Annotated in this window: 15 protein-coding genes; 7 read left to right on the plus strand and 8 right to left on the minus strand. The window is 68.3% G+C overall.

From position 1 onward, the window contains the following. Positions 1–33: 33 nt before the first annotated feature. The 3 genes from NC595_RS18870 to NC595_RS18880 all read right to left on the minus strand — a co-directional run bounded on the left by NC595_RS18870 (position 34) and on the right by NC595_RS18880 (position 2,489). The gene (locus NC595_RS18870) at positions 34–690 is read right to left on the minus strand and encodes a thiol:disulfide interchange protein DsbA/DsbL (protein WP_253568937.1); all 657 of its coding nucleotides are present in this window, start codon (positions 688–690) and stop codon (positions 34–36) included. 67 nt (positions 691–757) lie between these two features. Further along, positions 758–1,636 carry a thiol:disulfide interchange protein DsbA/DsbL gene (locus tag NC595_RS18875; RefSeq protein WP_253568938.1) on the minus strand — a complete coding sequence of 293 codons (879 nt, stop codon included), beginning with the start codon at positions 1,634–1,636 and terminating at the stop codon, positions 758–760. 85 nt (positions 1,637–1,721) lie between these two features. Next, on the minus strand, positions 1,722–2,489 hold the full coding sequence (locus NC595_RS18880; protein WP_253568939.1) for a c-type cytochrome: 768 nt from the start codon (positions 2,487–2,489) through the stop codon (positions 1,722–1,724). Positions 2,490–2,606: 117 nt separating this feature from the next. Between NC595_RS18880 and yihA the strand changes: the two genes are divergently transcribed. Next, on the plus strand, positions 2,607–3,245 hold the full coding sequence (gene yihA, locus NC595_RS18885) for a ribosome biogenesis GTP-binding protein YihA/YsxC (RefSeq protein WP_253568940.1): 639 nt from the start codon (positions 2,607–2,609) through the stop codon (positions 3,243–3,245). 15 nt (positions 3,246–3,260) lie between these two features. On the opposite strand, the gene NC595_RS18890 is transcribed toward yihA, so the two are convergent. Further along, on the minus strand, positions 3,261–3,752 hold the full coding sequence (locus NC595_RS18890; protein ID WP_253568941.1) for a GAF domain-containing protein: 492 nt from the start codon (positions 3,750–3,752) through the stop codon (positions 3,261–3,263). An 80-nt stretch (positions 3,753–3,832) separates the two neighbouring features. Here NC595_RS18890 and NC595_RS18895 point away from each other — a divergent pair, with 80 nt between their 5' ends. Continuing rightward, positions 3,833–4,321: a pyridoxamine 5'-phosphate oxidase family protein gene (locus NC595_RS18895; RefSeq protein WP_253568942.1), complete on the plus strand. Its 489-nt coding sequence runs from the start codon at positions 3,833–3,835 to the stop codon at positions 4,319–4,321. Continuing rightward, positions 4,318–5,664: a GAF domain-containing protein gene (locus NC595_RS18900; protein ID WP_253568943.1), complete on the plus strand. Its 1,347-nt coding sequence runs from the start codon at positions 4,318–4,320 to the stop codon at positions 5,662–5,664. The genes NC595_RS18895 and NC595_RS18900 overlap by 4 nt, the downstream gene beginning before the upstream one ends. On the opposite strand, the gene NC595_RS18905 is transcribed toward NC595_RS18900, so the two are convergent. Then, complete coding sequence (locus NC595_RS18905) at positions 5,665–6,381, minus strand: hemerythrin domain-containing protein (RefSeq protein WP_253568944.1); 717 nt, start codon at positions 6,379–6,381, stop codon at positions 5,665–5,667. A 168-nt stretch (positions 6,382–6,549) separates the two neighbouring features. Here NC595_RS18905 and bioD point away from each other — a divergent pair, with 168 nt between their 5' ends. The 3 genes from bioD (at position 6,550) to dcp (ending at position 9,988) form a co-directional block, all read left to right on the plus strand. Then, the gene (gene bioD / locus NC595_RS18910) at positions 6,550–7,233 is read left to right on the plus strand and encodes a dethiobiotin synthase (protein WP_253568945.1); all 684 of its coding nucleotides are present in this window, start codon (positions 6,550–6,552) and stop codon (positions 7,231–7,233) included. A gap of 61 nt (positions 7,234–7,294) precedes the next feature. Next, positions 7,295–7,648 (plus strand): hypothetical protein, encoded by a 354-nt coding sequence (locus NC595_RS18915; protein WP_253568946.1) that lies wholly within the window; start codon positions 7,295–7,297, stop codon positions 7,646–7,648. Positions 7,649–7,750: 102 nt separating this feature from the next. After that, a complete protein-coding gene (gene dcp / locus NC595_RS18920; protein WP_253568947.1) occupies positions 7,751–9,988 on the plus strand; it encodes a peptidyl-dipeptidase Dcp in 2,238 nt (745 codons plus the stop codon). A gap of 166 nt (positions 9,989–10,154) precedes the next feature. Here the strand turns inward: dcp and NC595_RS18925 are convergent, their stop codons facing one another. The 3 genes from NC595_RS18925 to trxA form a co-directional block, all read right to left on the minus strand. Beyond that, on the minus strand, positions 10,155–11,522 hold the full coding sequence (locus NC595_RS18925; protein WP_253568948.1) for a glutamate--cysteine ligase: 1,368 nt from the start codon (positions 11,520–11,522) through the stop codon (positions 10,155–10,157). A 217-nt stretch (positions 11,523–11,739) separates the two neighbouring features. Further along, positions 11,740–13,512 (minus strand): transcription termination factor Rho, encoded by a 1,773-nt coding sequence (rho, locus tag NC595_RS18930; protein WP_253568949.1) that lies wholly within the window; start codon positions 13,510–13,512, stop codon positions 11,740–11,742. A gap of 151 nt (positions 13,513–13,663) precedes the next feature. Next, positions 13,664–13,990: a thioredoxin TrxA gene (gene trxA / locus NC595_RS18935; protein ID WP_253568950.1), complete on the minus strand. Its 327-nt coding sequence runs from the start codon at positions 13,988–13,990 to the stop codon at positions 13,664–13,666. Positions 13,991–14,414: 424 nt separating this feature from the next. Here trxA and NC595_RS18940 point away from each other — a divergent pair, with 424 nt between their 5' ends. Further along, complete coding sequence (locus tag NC595_RS18940) at positions 14,415–16,145, plus strand: DEAD/DEAH box helicase (RefSeq protein WP_253568951.1); 1,731 nt, start codon at positions 14,415–14,417, stop codon at positions 16,143–16,145. Positions 16,146–16,246: the final 101 nt, after the last annotated feature.

Raw genomic sequence — 16,246 nt, forward strand, 5'->3', positions numbered from 1 at the left:
CGGCAGCCGCCTGGCGACTGCCGTGACGCAGGCTTACTTGGCGGCCAGTTCGCGCTTGGCCAGCCACTGGGTCAGTGCCGACAGCTGGTCGAAGTTGTGGACGTCGGCGCTGCGGTACTTGCCGTCCACCACGATGGTCGGCGTGCCTGTGACGCCCCATTTCTGGATCAGCGCCAGGTCGCTCTTCATCTGCTGGGTGACTGCATCCGAGGTCGCGATGCGCAGGAACTCCTCGCGGTTCACGCCCTCACGGGCATAGAAATCGGCCAGCTCGTCCAGCGTGTTCATCGGGTAGTGCTGGTCGAATTTCTCCTTGAACAGCTCCAGGTGGGTCTTGTCGACCACGCCCAGCTTCTTCGCCGCGTAGAAGGCGCGCGCGAACGGCAGCCATTCGGCGCTGAACGGCGCCGGCACCAGCTTGAACACCACGCCCTTGGGCAGCGCCTGGCGCAGCTTCTCGGCATAGGGGGCGAAGTGGTCGCAGTGGATGCAGCCGTAGGAGAACACCTCGACCACTTCGACCTTGCCCTCGGGGCTGTAGCGCTGCGCCGGGCCGGGAATGGTGGCGTACTCGACGCCGTCGGTGTAGGGCGCCGACGGATCCCGGCCGGATCCGGCCGAGCAGGCGGTGGCCAGCAGCAGGCCGCCGACCAGGGCGAACAGCCGGACACGGGAGAGGTGCTTGAGCATGGAACGACTCCGCAACGAAACAGGAACAGGCAAGACCACGCCGGGCGCGAAAGGTGCCAACTAGGACTTACTTGCCAGCCGCTTCCTTGGCCACCAGATATTTCGCCAGTTCGACCATCTGCGCATAGCCGCCGGCGGCGCGCAGGTCGATACGGTACTTGCCGTCGATCACGATGGTCGGCGTGCCTTCCACGCCGTAGGCCTTCACCAGCTCGTCGGCGCGCTTGACCTGGGTATTGATGCTGAAGGAGTTGGCCACCGCCAGGAATTCCTTCGGGTCGGCGCCGTACTTCGCGTAGAACTTCGCCGCGTCGGCCAGCGTGGGCAGCTCGGACATCGGCTTCAGGCCCTGGCCGCTGGCGTTCTCGGAGCTGAGCTCCTTGGTCTTCCATACCGCGTCGTACATCGCGTCATTGGCCTTGTCGGCCACGCCCAGCGCCTGCGCGGTGAGGAACGCGCGTTGGAACATCGGGAAGTTTTCCTGCGGCATGAACGAAACCGGCAGGTAGGCCATCACCGCATCGGAGGGCAGGCTCTTGGCCAGCCGGTCGACCATCGGGTGGAAGGCATTGCACGAGGGGCAGGCGTAGGAGAACACCTCGGCCACTTCGATCTTGTCGGTGTTGGAGACCTTCGGCTGCGCCGGCTCGATGCGGAAGTAGTTCTTGCCTTCCACCCACTTCGGATCCTCGACGAAAGCGCTGGCTTTCGTCGGGGCCGCGGGAGCAGCCGCGGCAGTGGCGGCGGAGACGGGCGCGCTCGCCGCCGGTGCCGGGGTCGCCGCTGCGCTGCCGGTGGTGGCCGGTGTCGTTGCCGGTGCCGAGGTGGCCGGCGCCGCGGTCGGCGCGGGAGTGGAGGGGGCCGTCGGCGTGCTGCTGTCGTTGGAGTGGCTGCAGGCAGCCAGGGCGAGCAGGGCGGTACACAGGAACGGCAGGCGCTTCAGCATGGGGATGTCCTTCTGATCAGCAGCGGGCGCAAAAAATCGCGAGCTGGAAACGATCACGCCGACCCGGGGGTCGGCGTGAGGGGGATCACGGAGCCGAGGCGGCTGCCGTGTCGCCGGTATCGGCTGGGTGCAGGCCCTCGATGTAGCTGGCCAGCGCCGTGATGTCCTTGGCGTCGAGCTTCTTGGCGATCGCCGGCATGATCTGCGCGTGGGCGTCGGTACCCCAGACGGTGCCGTCGTGCCAGGACTTCAGCGTGGCCTCCACATACTGCGAGTGCTGGCCGGCGAGCTGCGGGTAGATCGCGCCGGGGTTGCCGCGGCCGTCGATCAGGTGACAGGCCATGCAGGCGGGGATGCCGCGGGTCGGATCGCCCTCGCGGTACAGCGTCTCACCCTGCTTGACCACCGCATCGTCGGCGACGCCCGGACGCACGGTCTGGGACGCGAAGTAGGCGCCGATGTCGTGCATGTCCTGCTCGGACAGCGGCGTGGCCATGCCGAGCATGATCGGGTTCTGGCGCTTGCCCGCCTTGAAGCTGGTCAGCTGGCGCGCGATGTACGACTCGTGCTGGCCGGCCAGCTTCGGGTACTGCGGATCGGCGGAGTTGCCGTCCATGCCGTGGCAGGCGCCGCAGACGGCGGCCTTGCCCTGGCCAGCGGTGGCGTCACCGGGCTTCACCTCGGCGGTGGCCACTGGGGCGGAAGCCGGGGCGCTGGACGCTGCCGGAGCGGCGCTCGCAGCCGCTGCGGGCTTGGCTTCCTGGGCGGTCACCGCACTGGCAGACAGCGCGAATATGAGGGCAGCAGTCGCCCCAAGCACAGCGTGCCGAAAATCGGCGAGCCGAAAACTCATACACTTGTCTCCCGAAAGACCTTGCAGATACTGCCGCCAAGCCAGCCGCACCTCGCGCGCGACTGGCAGAAACCGCAGGATTATCCCCGTGGCACCCTGACCGGTCAAACCGCTCCCATGTCCCCGAATCCGCTCCAGGGCGCGCAGTTCACGCTCGCCGCCCATCGTGTCCGCCAATTGCCCGCCGACGAGGGTGCCGAGGTGGCGTTCGCCGGTCGATCCAATGCCGGCAAGTCCAGTGCGCTCAACGCGCTGACCGGCCATCGCGGCCTGGCCCGCACCTCCAAGACGCCCGGCCGCACCCAGCAGATGGTGTCGTTCGCATTGCCGCCGCTGGCCCAGGGCGAGGGCGAGTCGCCGCTGGAGGCGCGGCTGATCGACCTGCCGGGCTACGGCTACGCCAAGGTGCCGGAGGAGTTGCGCGAGCACTGGAAGCTGGAGATCGATGCCTACCTGCACCACCGCGCCAGTCTGCGCGGCGTGGTGCTGATCGCCGATATCCGTCATCCGCTGAAGGAGTTCGACCGGATGATGCTGGAGTTCTGCTTCACCACCGGGCTGCCGTGTCATCTGCTGCTGACCAAGGCAGACAAGTTGTCGCGCGGCCAGGCCACGCAGGCGCTGGCGGCGATGCGCAAGAGCTTTCGCGATGGCCTGCATGCCACCGCGCAGGTGTTCTCCTCCACCGCCGGCACCGGTGTGGAGGAGGCGCGCACACGCGTGGTCGAGCTGCTGCGGACGCCGCGCGAACGCTGACGCCCGGGCGGACGCTCAGGCGTCGACGGCTTGCATGAACAGCGCACACAGCGCCTCCATGCCGTCACGGTCCTCGTCGTCGAAGCGGCCGGTGAGCGGGCTGTCCACGTCCCACACGCCGAGCAGGGTGCCGTCCGCCTTCACCAGCGGCACCACGATCTCGGAGTTGGACGCGGCGTCGCAGGCGATGTGGCCCTCGAACGCGTGCACGTCGACCACCAGCTGGGTCTGCCGCGTCTGCGCCGCGGTGCCGCACACGCCGCGCCCCAGCGCGATGCGGATGCAGGCCGGCTTGCCCTGGAACGGGCCGACCACCAGCTCGGTACCGTCGAACAGGTAGAAGCCGGCCCAGTTGAGGTCGGGCAGGCTGTGGAACAGCAGGGCGCTGAAATTGGCGGCATTGGCGATCAGGTCGCGCTCGCCGGCAAGCAGGCCCTGCGCCTGCTGCAACAGCTCGGCGTAGTGCTCGGCCTTGCTGGCGGGAGTGGAGGAAGCGAGTTCGAACATGGGTCTTCCAGGGTGGCGGGCGCATTATTATGCGCCCGGATCGCCCCGCGCCGTTTCCACCCCGCCAGTCGAGGATCGCCGTGCCCGCAGACGCCCGCATCGACGACGAGACCGCCGGTTTCATCCAGGGAGCGGTATCGATCATCGCCGCCACCCGCAATGCCGAGCACCGGCCGGCGCTGGTGCGCGCGCAGGGGTGCCGGGTGGATCCCGGCGGCGCTGGCCTCACCGTGCTGGTGGTGGCCGACCAGGCCACCGAATTGCTCGATGACATCCGCGACAACCGTCGAGTGGCGGTGGTGTTCACCCGGCCGAGCACGCACCGCTCGGTGCAGGTGAAGGGCGAGGACGCGCGGATCGTTGCCGCGTCGGCGCAGGACCTCGCACTGGCCGCGGGCTACCGCGACGCGATGGTGGCCGAACTCGCCCTGATCGGCGTGCCCGAAGCGCGCGTGCGCGCGCTGCTGGCAGGGGTGGGCGAGCTGGTGGCGATCGCGTTCTCGCCGACGTCGGCGTTCGTGCAGACGCCGGGGCCTGATGCCGGCCGCGTGCTGGAGATGCCGCGGTGACGCCGGGGCTGGATGCGATCCGCGACTGCCTGGATGGCAGCCAGCCTGGCGTGATGGCCACCTGCGCGCCCGATGGCACGCCGAACGTCGCCTACCTGTCGCAGGTCGAGTACATCGACCCGGCCCATCTCGCGTTGTCGTTCCAGTTCTTCAACAAGACCCGGCAGAACATCCTGGCCAATCCGCAGGCGCGGCTGTTGCTGATGCATCCGAAGACCGCGGCGATGTACCGCCTGACCCTGCGCTACCTGCGCACCGAGTCGGAGGGGCCGCTGTTCGAGCGGATGCGCGCCAAGCTCGCCGGCATCGCCTCGCACACCGGCATGAGCGGTGTGTTCCAGCTCAAGGGTTCGGACGTCTACCGGGTCGAGGCGATCGAGCCGGTACCCGGCCAGCCGCTGCCGGTCACCCCGCCGCGCCGCAACCTGCTGGAGGCGACGCGGGCCGTCGCGCTCCGGCTTGCCGATGCGGCGGATCTCGATGCTGCGCTGGAAGCGCTGCTGACCGGCCTGCGGCAGGATTTCGACATCCACCACGCGATGGTGCTGCTGCTGGACGGCGGCGGCCAGAAGCTGTTCACCGTGGCCAGCTGCGGCTATGGCGAGTCCGGCATCGGCTCGGAGATCGCCGTCGGCGACGGCGTGATCGGCGTGGCCGCGCGCGAACGCACGCCGATCCGCATCGCCCACATGACCGGCGAGTACGCCTACGGGCAGGCCGTGCGCGAGGCGATGGCGCATGGCGCGCTGGCCGATCGCCTGGAGACCGCGATTCCGCTGCCGGGGCTGCCCGAGTCGCGCAGCCAGCTGGCGGTGCCGATCGTCGGCGGTGGCCGCCTCTCCGGGGTGCTGTACGTGGAGAGCCCGCAGGATCTGCGCTTCGGCTACGACGACGAGGATGCACTGGTCGCGCTGGGCGCCCAGCTCGGCATGGCGATCTGCGCCTTGCGTGCCGATGCATCTGGCGATCTGCCACCGGCCGAGCCGATTCCGCCGCCGGACGGCGCGCCGGTGATGATCCGTCACCACCCCGGCACCGACAGCGTGTTCGTCGGCGAAGACTACCTGATCAAGGGCGTGGCCGGGGCGATCCTGTGGACCCTGCTGCGCGATCACGTCGAGCACGGCCGGACCGTGTTCGCCAACCGCGAACTGCGGCTGGATCCACGGATCCGGCTGCCCGAGCTCAGCGACAACCTGGAGGCGCGGCTGATCCTGCTGACCCGGCGGCTGGCCGAGCGCGATGCGTGCATCCGGATCGAGAAGGCCGGTCGCGGGCGCTTGCGCCTGTGCGTGCGGCGTCCGCTGAAGCTGGTCGAGATGCCGAGCGAGCGCGCCGGCTGATCACGCCGCGGCGACCGCCGGCCGCAGGGCGCGTTCGAGTTTCTGCCAGTCGCGCTCGGCGAGCAGGCTGCGCGCCAGTGCAAGCGCGCCTTCGAAGACGGCGGCGGGGGCGTGGGCGCGCATGCCGCCGAGCAGCTTCACCCGCTCGCCGTGATCCAGTGCGCCGAGCATGAGACGCAGGCCCTGCGCGCGTTCCGTCGGCGACAGCGCCGTTTGCAGCCCGGCCTCGATCCCGAACAGCTCGGCATCGCTGTAGTGCGTCCACAGCACGGCATTGTGCTCGTGCTCCTCGTAGTCCATGTGCTCGAAGTTGATGCCGACGAACACGGCGAGCTGCCGGTACAGCCGGTTCGCTGCCGCGGTGCGGGCCGCACCTGCCGAAGCCATCGCCAGCGCGTCGGCCATTTCGTCGAGGGCATCGATATCCGCTTCGTGGTGGACGTGCTCGCCGGCGACCTGGCTGCTCGAGCCGGGGGCGCGCGCCTCCATTGCCGGGTGCACGAAGCGATTCTCGTGCGCCAGGTGATGGCGGCACAGGTCGAGCAGCTCGCGCAGTTGGTCGAGGCCGGCTTCCACGTCGACGGGGTCGTTCGCGTCGAGGCGGCCGATGCGTACCAGGGTATCGGCCATGAAGGCGCGCATCGCCTTGTGGATGAAGCCGTACATGTTGTGGCGGGGGGCGGTCGCCGGACCGGCTGCGTGCTCGAGGGAATGCATGATGGTTCCTGTGGGAGTGGGGTGGCTGGCATCTTAGAAAGCCCCCGCGCGCGCGTTTGCTAAATCCCTGCTCGGCGTTTCCTAATTTCTTGCTAAAGGCGCGGGAGGCTTGCCTGCGATGCCCTGCGTGACGACCATGCACCCCCCGTAGTTCCCAGGACGGCTTCGATGACATCCCTCGATCGCGTGTTCATTGCCGGCACCGATACCGGCATCGGCAAGACCCATGTCTCGTGCGCGCTGCTGCACGCGCTGCGCGCGGCGGGCCGGGATGCGGTGGGCATGAAGCCGGTCGCCAGCGGCTGCGAGCAGACGCCCGCGGGACTGCGCAACGAGGATGCACTCGCGCTGCAGGCAGCCGGACCGGCCGGCGTGCCGTATGCGGCGATCAATCCGGTCAGCCTGCGGGCGCCGCTGTCGCCGCACCTGGCAGCGGCCCGCGATGGCGTGACTGTGACGCTGCCACCGCTCACCGAGGCGTTCGAGCGGTTGCGCGAGCAACACGCGCCGGTCGTGGTGGAGGGTGTCGGTGGCTGGCTGGTTCCGTTGGCGCCCGGGTTGGTGACGCCCGCTCTGGCCCAGGCGTGGGAGCTGCCGGTGATCCTGGTGATCGGACTGCGGCTGGGATGCCTCAACCATGCGCTGCTCAGCGCGCGGGCGATCGTTGCGGACGGCTGCCGCCTGCTCGGCTGGGTCGGTAACCGCATCGATCCGGCGATGGAGGCCGTCGAAGACAACCTGGCGACGCTGCGTGCGCTGATTCCGGCGCCCTGTCTGGGTGTCTTGCCGCATGGCGAGCCGGCCGCATCTGCCGCAAGGCATCTGGCCGCCGCGGTGGCCGCGCTGGGATGATCGGATCGCCGGGCGTGTCATGCTGCGCGTTCCGGCACCCTCCAGCAGAGGAACCGCATCCATGCCGCTGCGCAACCATTACTACCTCTCCATCGACGATCTGGCCCATGCCCGCGGGCCGATTGCCGAGCTCGCCTACGACGGTGCCGGTCCCAACGATTTCGCCGCTGCATTGCGCGAGGCACTGCAGACGCCTGCGCTGTTCGAACGTTGGCGCGCCATGCAAAGCGAGCCGGACGAGGTCGATCCCGCACTGGGCGAGACCGATCCGGCCGCCACGGTGCGCGCCGTGCTCGGCGACATATTGCGTGTCGACGTCGACCTGGTGACCTCGCTGCCGATGAGTGTCGTGCGTCATCGCATGAACTTGCTGATCGGCGCGAACTGGACCTTGCGCGACATGCGCGCCGCCTGAGCATGGCGCACCGCCGCTTGGAAGCGGTGGGGCGGACTCGGTAGAGTCGGAAACTGTCACTTTTGTGCGCCTGCCCCAGGGCGCGTTCTCCAGGGAATCTGCATGCTCCGACTTCGAACCCTCGCCATGGCCACCACCATCGCTCTCGCCGCCTGCTCACAGCACGGCAACGAACCCGCCAAATCCTCCGCACCCGCACCCGCACCCGCATCCGCACCCGCACCCGCGCCGGCCAGCACGGCGCCGGCCAAGGCGGCCAGCACGGCCAGCACGGCGCCGTTCACCGACGCCAACCCGTTCGCCAAGGCCAGCACGCTGGACTTCCAGGCGCCCCCGTTCGACAAGATCACCGATGCCGACTACCAACCGGCGATCGAGGAGGGCATGCGCCAGCACCTCGCCGAGATCCAGAAGATCGCGGACAACCCGGAGCCACCGACCTTCGACAACACCTTCGTGGCGATGGAGAAGTCCGGCGCGCTGCTCAGCCGGGTGATGATGGTCTTCAACGGCGTCACCGGCGCCAACACCGACGACACCCTGCAGAAGGTGCAGGAGGACGAGGCACCGAAGCTGGCCGCCCACGAGGATGCCATCTACCTCAACAGCAAGCTGTTCCAGCGGGTCGAGGCGGTCTATGACCAGCGCGCCTCGCTGAAGCTCGATCCGGAATCGCTGCGCCTGGTCGAGGTGGTCTATCGCAACTTCGTGCATCACGGCGCCAAGCTGTCCGACGCCGACAAGGCCAAGCTCAAGGCGCTGAACGAGGAAGAGTCCACCCTCAGCACCAAGTTCACCAATACCCTGCTTGCCGCCACCAAGGACGGCGCGCTGGTGGTGGACGACAAGTCGAAGCTCGCCGGTCTCTCCGAGGGCGATATCGCCGCCGCCGCGCAGGCGGCCAAGGCCCGCGGGCTGGACGGCAAGTGGGTGATCGCGCTGCAGAACACCACCCAGCAGCCGGCGCTGCAGGACCTGACCGACCGCGCCACCCGCGAGGCGTTGTTCAAGGCTTCCTGGGATCGCGCCGAAAAGGGCAATGCCGACGACACCCGTGCCATCATCGAACGGCTGGCGCAGATCCGTGCCGAGCAGGCCAAGCTGCTGGGCTTCCCGAGCTACGCCGCGTGGAAGCTCGACGACCAGATGGCCAAGACGCCCGAGCGCGCGATCAAGTTCATGCAGGACCTGGTGCCGGCGGCCACGGCGCGTGCCGAGCGCGAGGCGAAGGACATCCAGTCGGTGATCGACCAGCAGAAGGGTGGGTTCAAGCTGCAGGCCTGGGACTGGGAGCATTATGCCGAGCAGGTGCGCAAGGCCAAGTACGATCTGGACGAGAACCAGATCAAGCCGTACTTCGAGCTCGACAATGTGCTCAAGAACGGCGTGTTCTACGCCGCCAACCAGCTTTACGGGCTGACCTTCAAGGAGCGCAAGGACATCCCGGTGTACCAGCCGGACGTGCGCGTGTTCGAGGTGTTCGACAAGGACGGCAAGTCGCTGGCGCTGTTCTACTGCGATTATTTCAAGCGCGACAACAAGGGCGGCGGCGCCTGGATGGACAACTTCGTCGGCCAGTCGAAGCTGCTGGGCACCAAGCCGGTGATCTACAACGTCGCCAACTTCACCAAACCAGCCCCGGGCCAGCCCGCGCTGCTGTCCTTTGATGACGTGATCACCATGTTCCACGAGTTCGGCCATGCGCTGCACGGCATGTTCGCCGACGAGGAATACCCGACGCTCTCCGGCACCAATACCGCGCGCGACTTCGTCGAGTTCCCCTCGCAGTTCAACGAGCACTGGGCCACCGATCCGAAGGTGTTCGCGCACTACGCGGTGAACTACAAGACCGGCAAGCCGATGCCGCAGGAACTGGTCGACAAGATCAAGAAGGCCCGCAACTTCAACAAGGGCTACGACATGACCGAGCTGGTGTCGGCAGCCCTGCTGGACATGGGCTGGCACTCGCTGCCGGCTGATGCGCCGAAGCAGGACGCCGATGCGTTCGAGGCCAAGACCCTGAAGGACGACAAGATCAACCTGAGCTACGTGCCGCCGCGCTATCGTTCCAGCTATTTCCAGCACATCTGGGGCAACGGCTACGCCGCCGGCTACTACGCCTACCTGTGGACCGAGATGCTGGCCGACGACGGCTTCGAGTGGTTCAAGGAGCATGGCGGCCTGACCCGCGCCAACGGCGACCGCTTCCGCGCCATGGTCCTGTCCCGTGGTAATACCGAAGATCTGGAAAAGATGTACGAGGCGTGGCGTGGCAAGGCGCCGAGCGTGGAGCCGATGCTGATCGACCGCGGCCTGAAGGATGCACCGAAGGGCAAGTAAGCGCGCTGCGTGCAGCGACGAAAAAGGCCGGCGCAAGCCGGCCTTTTTCTTGCACCTCATCGCCAACGCCGCCCCGGTAGGAGCCCGCTCGCGGGCAATGCTTTTGGCTCTGATTTGGCATCGGAGCAAGGAGCATCGCCCGCGAGCGGGCTCCTACGACAATCGGTCAGTAGGCGAATTCGCGGAACACCGGATCGACGCTGCCGCCCCAGGCGCCGTGGAACAGTTCCAGCTTGCGCTCGGCCGGGGTCTGGCCGGACTCGACGATCTCCAGCAGCGGCTCGAGGAAGGTGCGCTCGTCGGCACCGCCGGCATTGAGCCGGCCGCGACGCTTCAGTCCGTGGGCGGCGATCTTCAGCGTCTCGCGGGCCAGGTCGCGTACGGTGCCGCCGCGGAACGGCAGCTTCAGTGCCTCCCTCGGCACGCCGTCGCGCAGGGCATGGCGTTCGGCCAGCGAGAAATCCTTCACCAGATCCCAGGCGGCATCGAGCGCCTCGCCGTCGTACAGCAGGCCCACCCACAGCGCCGGCAGCGCGCACAGGCGGTTCCAAGGGCCGCCGTCGGCGCCGCGCATTTCCAGATACTGCTTCAGGCGCACTTCGGGGAACGCGGTGGTTAGGTGGTCGGCCCAGTCCTTCATGGTGGCGCGGGTGCCGGGGACAGCGGGCAGTTTCCCCACCATGAAGCGTTTGAAGTCCTGGCCGGCCAGGTCGATGTAGCGGCCGTCCTGGTAGCTGAAGTACATCGGCACATCGAGGATGTAGTCGACGTAGCGCTCGTAGCCGAAGCCGTCATCGAACACGAAGTCGAGCATGCCGGTGCGGTCGGCGTCGGTATCGGTCCATACCTGGGAGCGATAGGACAGGTAGCCGTTGGGCTGGCCGTCGGTGAACGGCGAGTCGGCGAACAGCGCGGTGGCGATCGGCTGCAGGGCGAGGCTGGTGCGGAACTTCTTCACCATGTCCGCCTCGCTGTCGAAGTCGAGGTTGACCTGCACCGTGCAGGTGCGGGTCATCATGTCTAGGCCGAGGGAGCCGACCCTGGGCATGTACTCGCGCATGATCTTGTAGCGGCCCTTGGGCATCCACGGCATCTCGTCGCGGCGCCACTTCGGCTGGAAGCCCATGCCGAGAAAGCCCAGGCCCAGTTCGTCGGCGACCGAGCGCACGTCGGCCAGGTGGGCGTTCACTTCACGGCAGGTCTCGTGGATCGTTTCCAGCGGTGCGCCGGACAGCTCCAGCTGGCCGGCCGGCTCCAGCGTAATCGAGGCCTTCTCGCGCGACAGCGCCACCGGCAGCTCGCCTTCGCGGGCGACTTCCCAGCCGTAGCGCGAGGCCAGCTGTTCCAGCAGTACGCGGATGCCGCGGTCGCCCTCGTAGGTCGGTGGCCGCAGGTCATCGGTGCGGAAGCCGAATTTCTCGTGCTCGGTGCCGATGCGCCACGCCTCGCGCGGCTTCTCCCCGGCGGCGAGGTAGTCGACGAGCTGCTGGCGCCCCGTGATCGGGGTGCCCTTGACGGCACTGGGGATGGACACGTGGGAGGACCTTGATTCGTTCGAAGCAGCGGTTATGGGGACGGTCGCCCGCGCCCCAAGAGGAGTGGAGAGGATAATTGTACGCGATGGTTCAATAGTTCGGCGGGCAGGAACTCGCCGGTGCGGCAGGCGTCGGCCCGTATCCGGTTCCGTGCCGGCAAACGCAAGGGGCCGGCTTGCGCCGGCCCCTTGTTGCGTTCTGGCTTCCGGAGGAGGCTCAGCGCTTCATCGAGTTGAAGAACTCGTCGTTGGACTTGGTGCTCTTCATCTTGTCGAGCATGAACTCCATCGCGGCCAGCTCGTCCATTGGGTGCAGCAGCTTGCGCAGGATCCAGATCTTGGCCAGCAGATCCGGGTCGATCAGCAGGTCCTCGCGGCGGGTGCCGGAGCGGTTGATGTCGATCGCCGGGTAGACGCGCTTCTCGGAGATGCGGCGGCTCAGGTGCACTTCCATGTTGCCGGTGCCCTTGAACTCCTCGTAGATCACCTCGTCCATCTTCGAACCGGTGTCGATCAGCGCGGTGGCGATGATGGTGAGCGAGCCGCCTTCCTCGACGTTGCGCGCGGCGCCGAAGAAGCGCTTCGGCCGCTGCAGCGCGTTGGCGTCGACGCCGCCGGTGAGCACCTTGCCGGAGCTCGGCACCACGGTGTTGTAGGCACGCGCCAGGCGGGTGATCGAGTCGAGCAGGATGATCACGTCCTTCTTGTGCTCGACCAGGCGCTTGGCGCGCTCGATCACCATCTCGGCGACCTGCACGTGGCGCACCGCCGGCTCGTCGAACGTCGAGGAGATCACCTCGGCGCGCACGGTGCGGGCGATCTCGGTCACTTCCTCCGGCCGCTCGTCGACCAGCAGGATGATCAGGTGCGCCTCGGGGTGGTTGTACTGGATCGCCTGGGCGATGTTCTGCAGCATCATCGTCTTGCCCGACTTGGGCTGGGAGACGATCAGGCCGCGCTGGCCCTTGCCGATCGGCGCGACCAGGTCGAGGATGCGGCCGGTGATGTCCTCGCTCGAGCCGTTGCCGCGTTCGAGCTTGAATGCCTTGCGCGGGAACAGCGGGGTGAGGTTCTCGAACAGCATCTTGTTCTTCGACGCCTCCGGCGGATCGCCGTTGATGTCGTCGACGCGCAGCATGGCAAAGTAGCGCTCGCCTTCCTTCGGATGCCGCACGCGCCCGGTGATGTAGTCGCCGGTGCGCAGGTTGAAGCGGCGGATCTGGCTGGGGCTGACGTAGATGTCGTCCGGGCCGGCCAGGTAGCTTTCGTCGGCCGAGCGCAGGAAGCCGAAGCCGTCCTGCAGGATCTCCAGCACGCCCTCGGCCCAGATGCCGCCGCCGGCGCGGGCGTGCGCCTTGAGGATGTTGAAGATGACGTCCTGGCGGCGCTGGCGGGCCACGCCTTCCTGGATGCCCAGCGATTCGGCGAAGGCCAGCAGCTGCGGCGCCTTCATGCGCTTGAGTTCGGTGAGGTTGATCAGGTTGTCGTTGCTGCCGACGTCGCCCGTCTCGTCGTCGTCCATCGGCAGGCCGTTCGGATTGCGCTGGCCGCCGCCCTGGTTGCCGCGTGGTCCGCGCTCGTGGCGCCGGCGCCGGCCGCGGTCGTTGCGGTCATTGCGACGTTCGTTGCTGCCCTGATTGCCGCCGCCTCCCCCATTACCGCCCGCCTGGGGCGCCTGGCCCTGCGACTGCCCGCCACCGTGGGGGGGCGGCGCGGGACTCGTGGCCGGAGCGGCCTGGGACTGCGCCGAAGGGGTGGAGTTCGCTGACGCCGGGCGATCCACCGGCAGGCTGGCCTGGACCGGCGCGGCCGGGGCCGGTGCCGCCGGTGCGGGCGCGGGTGCGGCAGACGCCGGTGCGTTCGCCGATGCTTCGGCGGCTGCGGACTTGGCGGCCGCATTCTTGCGTGGTGCACGCTGGCGGGGCTCGCTGGCAGGCCGGTTCTCGGCGCCGTCGGCGTCGTTCGGTGCTTTGCTTTCGATATCAGACACGGGCAAACCTCGTCGGGGCGCCGTTGGTACAGGAAGGAAGGGAAGGCATCGCGCGGTGCGCGCGGCGGAACGGGACCGTTCCGTGCAGGGCGACGAATCTAGCACCCGCCGCGCGGCCCCGTAAAGCGCGGCGGCGGGTGTCGGGGGCGCGTCAGAGCGCCTTGTCGATCATCTGGGTCAGCTGGCCCTTGCCGACGGCGCCGATCTGGGTCGCCTCGACCTTGCCGTTCTTGAACATCATCAGGGTAGGAATGCCGCGCACGCCGTAGGTGCGGGGGGTCTGCTGGTTCTGGTCGATGTTAAGCTTGACCACCCGCAGCTTGCCTTCGTACTGCCTGGCCAGCTCGTCCAGCACCGGCGCGATGGCCTTGCAGGGGCCGCACCATTCGGCCCAGAAGTCCAGCAGGACGGGGGTGTCGGACTGGAGCACTTCCTGCTCGAAAGCAGCGTCGCTGACGTGGGTAATGAGATCGCTCACCGGGGGTTCTCCGAGGGTAGACGGTGGGGTGAGGGCGACCGCGCGGCCTGCATCGGCTACACTGGGGCGCCCATGAAGCGCGGGTCGTTCCGTAATGGGGAAGCTGGATCGCCGTTGCGGCGCATTTCCATTCCAGCCTAACTCGGGGCGCGATTCAAGCGATTCAAGGCACCGGCCAGCAGGCGGTTCCGTTGACATAGGCAAGGGTCTGGCACACCGCCCACCCTTGCCTATGCCAGCGGAGCTGCCGGCCCGGGCCACCCCACGCCGGCGCCCGCCACGGTGCGCAACGGCGCTGCGCGCACCTCAGGTCCGCCCGGCGCCCGCGCCCCCCTCCCGCGCCGTACCACCACCTGTCCCAAGGCCACGCGGCGGCGGGACCGGGCTGGCGCCCCGCGCCGCCCGCCAGAGACTGCTATCCGACATGTCCGAAACCGTTCTCACCGATACCTTCTTCACCAACTTCGACCTGCATCCGCTGCTCAAGCAGGGCCTGGACGAAGCCGGCTTCACCCGCTGCACGCCGATCCAGGAGCTGACCCTGCCGGTCGCCCTGTCCGGCCGCGACGTCGCCGGCCAGGCGCAGACCGGCACCGGCAAGACCTGCGCCTTCCTGGTCGCCATGATGAACCGCCTGCTGACCCAGCCGGCCGCGGCGGACCGCAAGGATTCCGACCCGCGCGCGCTGGTGATCGCGCCGACCCGCGAGCTGGCGATCCAGATCGACAAGGATGCCCGCGCGATCGGCAAGCACACCGGCCTGCGCACCGCGCTGATCTACGGCGGCGTCGACTACGACAAGCAGCGCCAGCAGCTCAAGGACGGTTGCGACATCATCATCGCCACGCCCGGCCGCCTGCTCGACTACTACAAGCAGAACGTGTTCGGACTCAACAGCGTCGAGGTGATGGTGATCGACGAGGCGGACCGCATGTTCGATCTCGGTTTCATCAAGGACGTGCGCTTCATCTTCCGCCGCCTGCCGGCGCGCGAGCAGCGCCAGGTGCTGCTGTTCTCCGCCACGCTGAGCCACCGCGTGCTGGAGCTGGCCTACGAGCACATGCACGAGGCCGAGAAGCTCGTGGTGGAGACCGACAACGTCACCGCCGACCGCGTGCGGCAGGTCGTCTACTTCCCCGCCAAGGAAGAGAAGATGCCGCTGCTGCTCAACCTGCTCGAGCGCACCCAGGCCGAGCGCAGCATCGTGTTCGTCAACACCAAGGCTGCGGCCGAGCGCATCACCGACCGGCTCAAGCGCCAGGGCTACCGCGTCGGCGCGCTGTCCGGCGACGTGCCGCAGCTGAAGCGCCAGAAGCTGCTGCAGCGGTTCCAGGACAGCCAGCTCGACATCCTGGTCTGCACCGACGTGGCCGCCCGCGGCCTGCATATTCCAGCGGTCAGCCACGTCTTCAATTACGACCTGCCGCAGGACGCCGAGGACTACGTGCACCGCATCGGCCGCACCGCGCGACTGGGCGCCGAGGGCGATGCGATCAGCTTCGCCTGCGACCTCTACGCGATGAGTCTGCCGGACATCGAGGCCTACATCGGCCAGAAGATCCCGGTGGCCACGGTGGAGCCGGAGCTCCTGGTGATGCCGCAGCCGAAGGCGCTCGATCCGCAGTTTGCCGCCGATGCTGCGGCCGACAGCGCCGCATTCGGCGATCGGGTCGAATCGCGCGATGGCGACAAGCGGTCTTCGCAAAGTGGTCGTGGTGGCCGTCGCGAGGGTGGTCGCGGCGAGAGCCGCGGGCCGCGTCCGCCGCGGCAGGCGCGGCCGATAGTCGAGACGCCGGCCACGGACGAAGTGCAGACCCCGGTCGATGCCCAGCCGGCTGCCGCTCCGGACGGCACGCCGACCGATGCCACCGGTGCGCCGCGCAAACGTCGGCGTCGGCGCGGCGGGCGCAACCGGCGTCGCGATGGCGAGGCGGCGTCCGCCGAAGCCGCGCCGGCCACCGCGCCTCCGAAGCCGGGTGCCGGTACCCATGGCGAGCGCGGCAGCCGCCGTCCGCCGCGCGAGCGACATGGCAACGAGTCCACGCCGCGCCCGTCGCGCCAGGTTGCGCTGCAGTCGGGGGTGGCGAGCGAGACGCCGGTACAGAAGAAGCCCGGCTTTTTCCGTCGACTGACCCGGTTGTTCACTGGCCGCTGAGCGTGCCCCGCAGGCGGGCTACCCCGGTTGTCCGGGGTGCCCCAACTTGCGCTGCGCATCCCGTATCCTTGCTGCTTGGTGGGACGGCAACGTCGGGGAAT

The organism is Dyella lutea (genome assembly GCF_024158035.1).
GTDB lineage: Bacteria > Pseudomonadota > Gammaproteobacteria > Xanthomonadales > Rhodanobacteraceae > Dyella_A > Dyella_A lutea.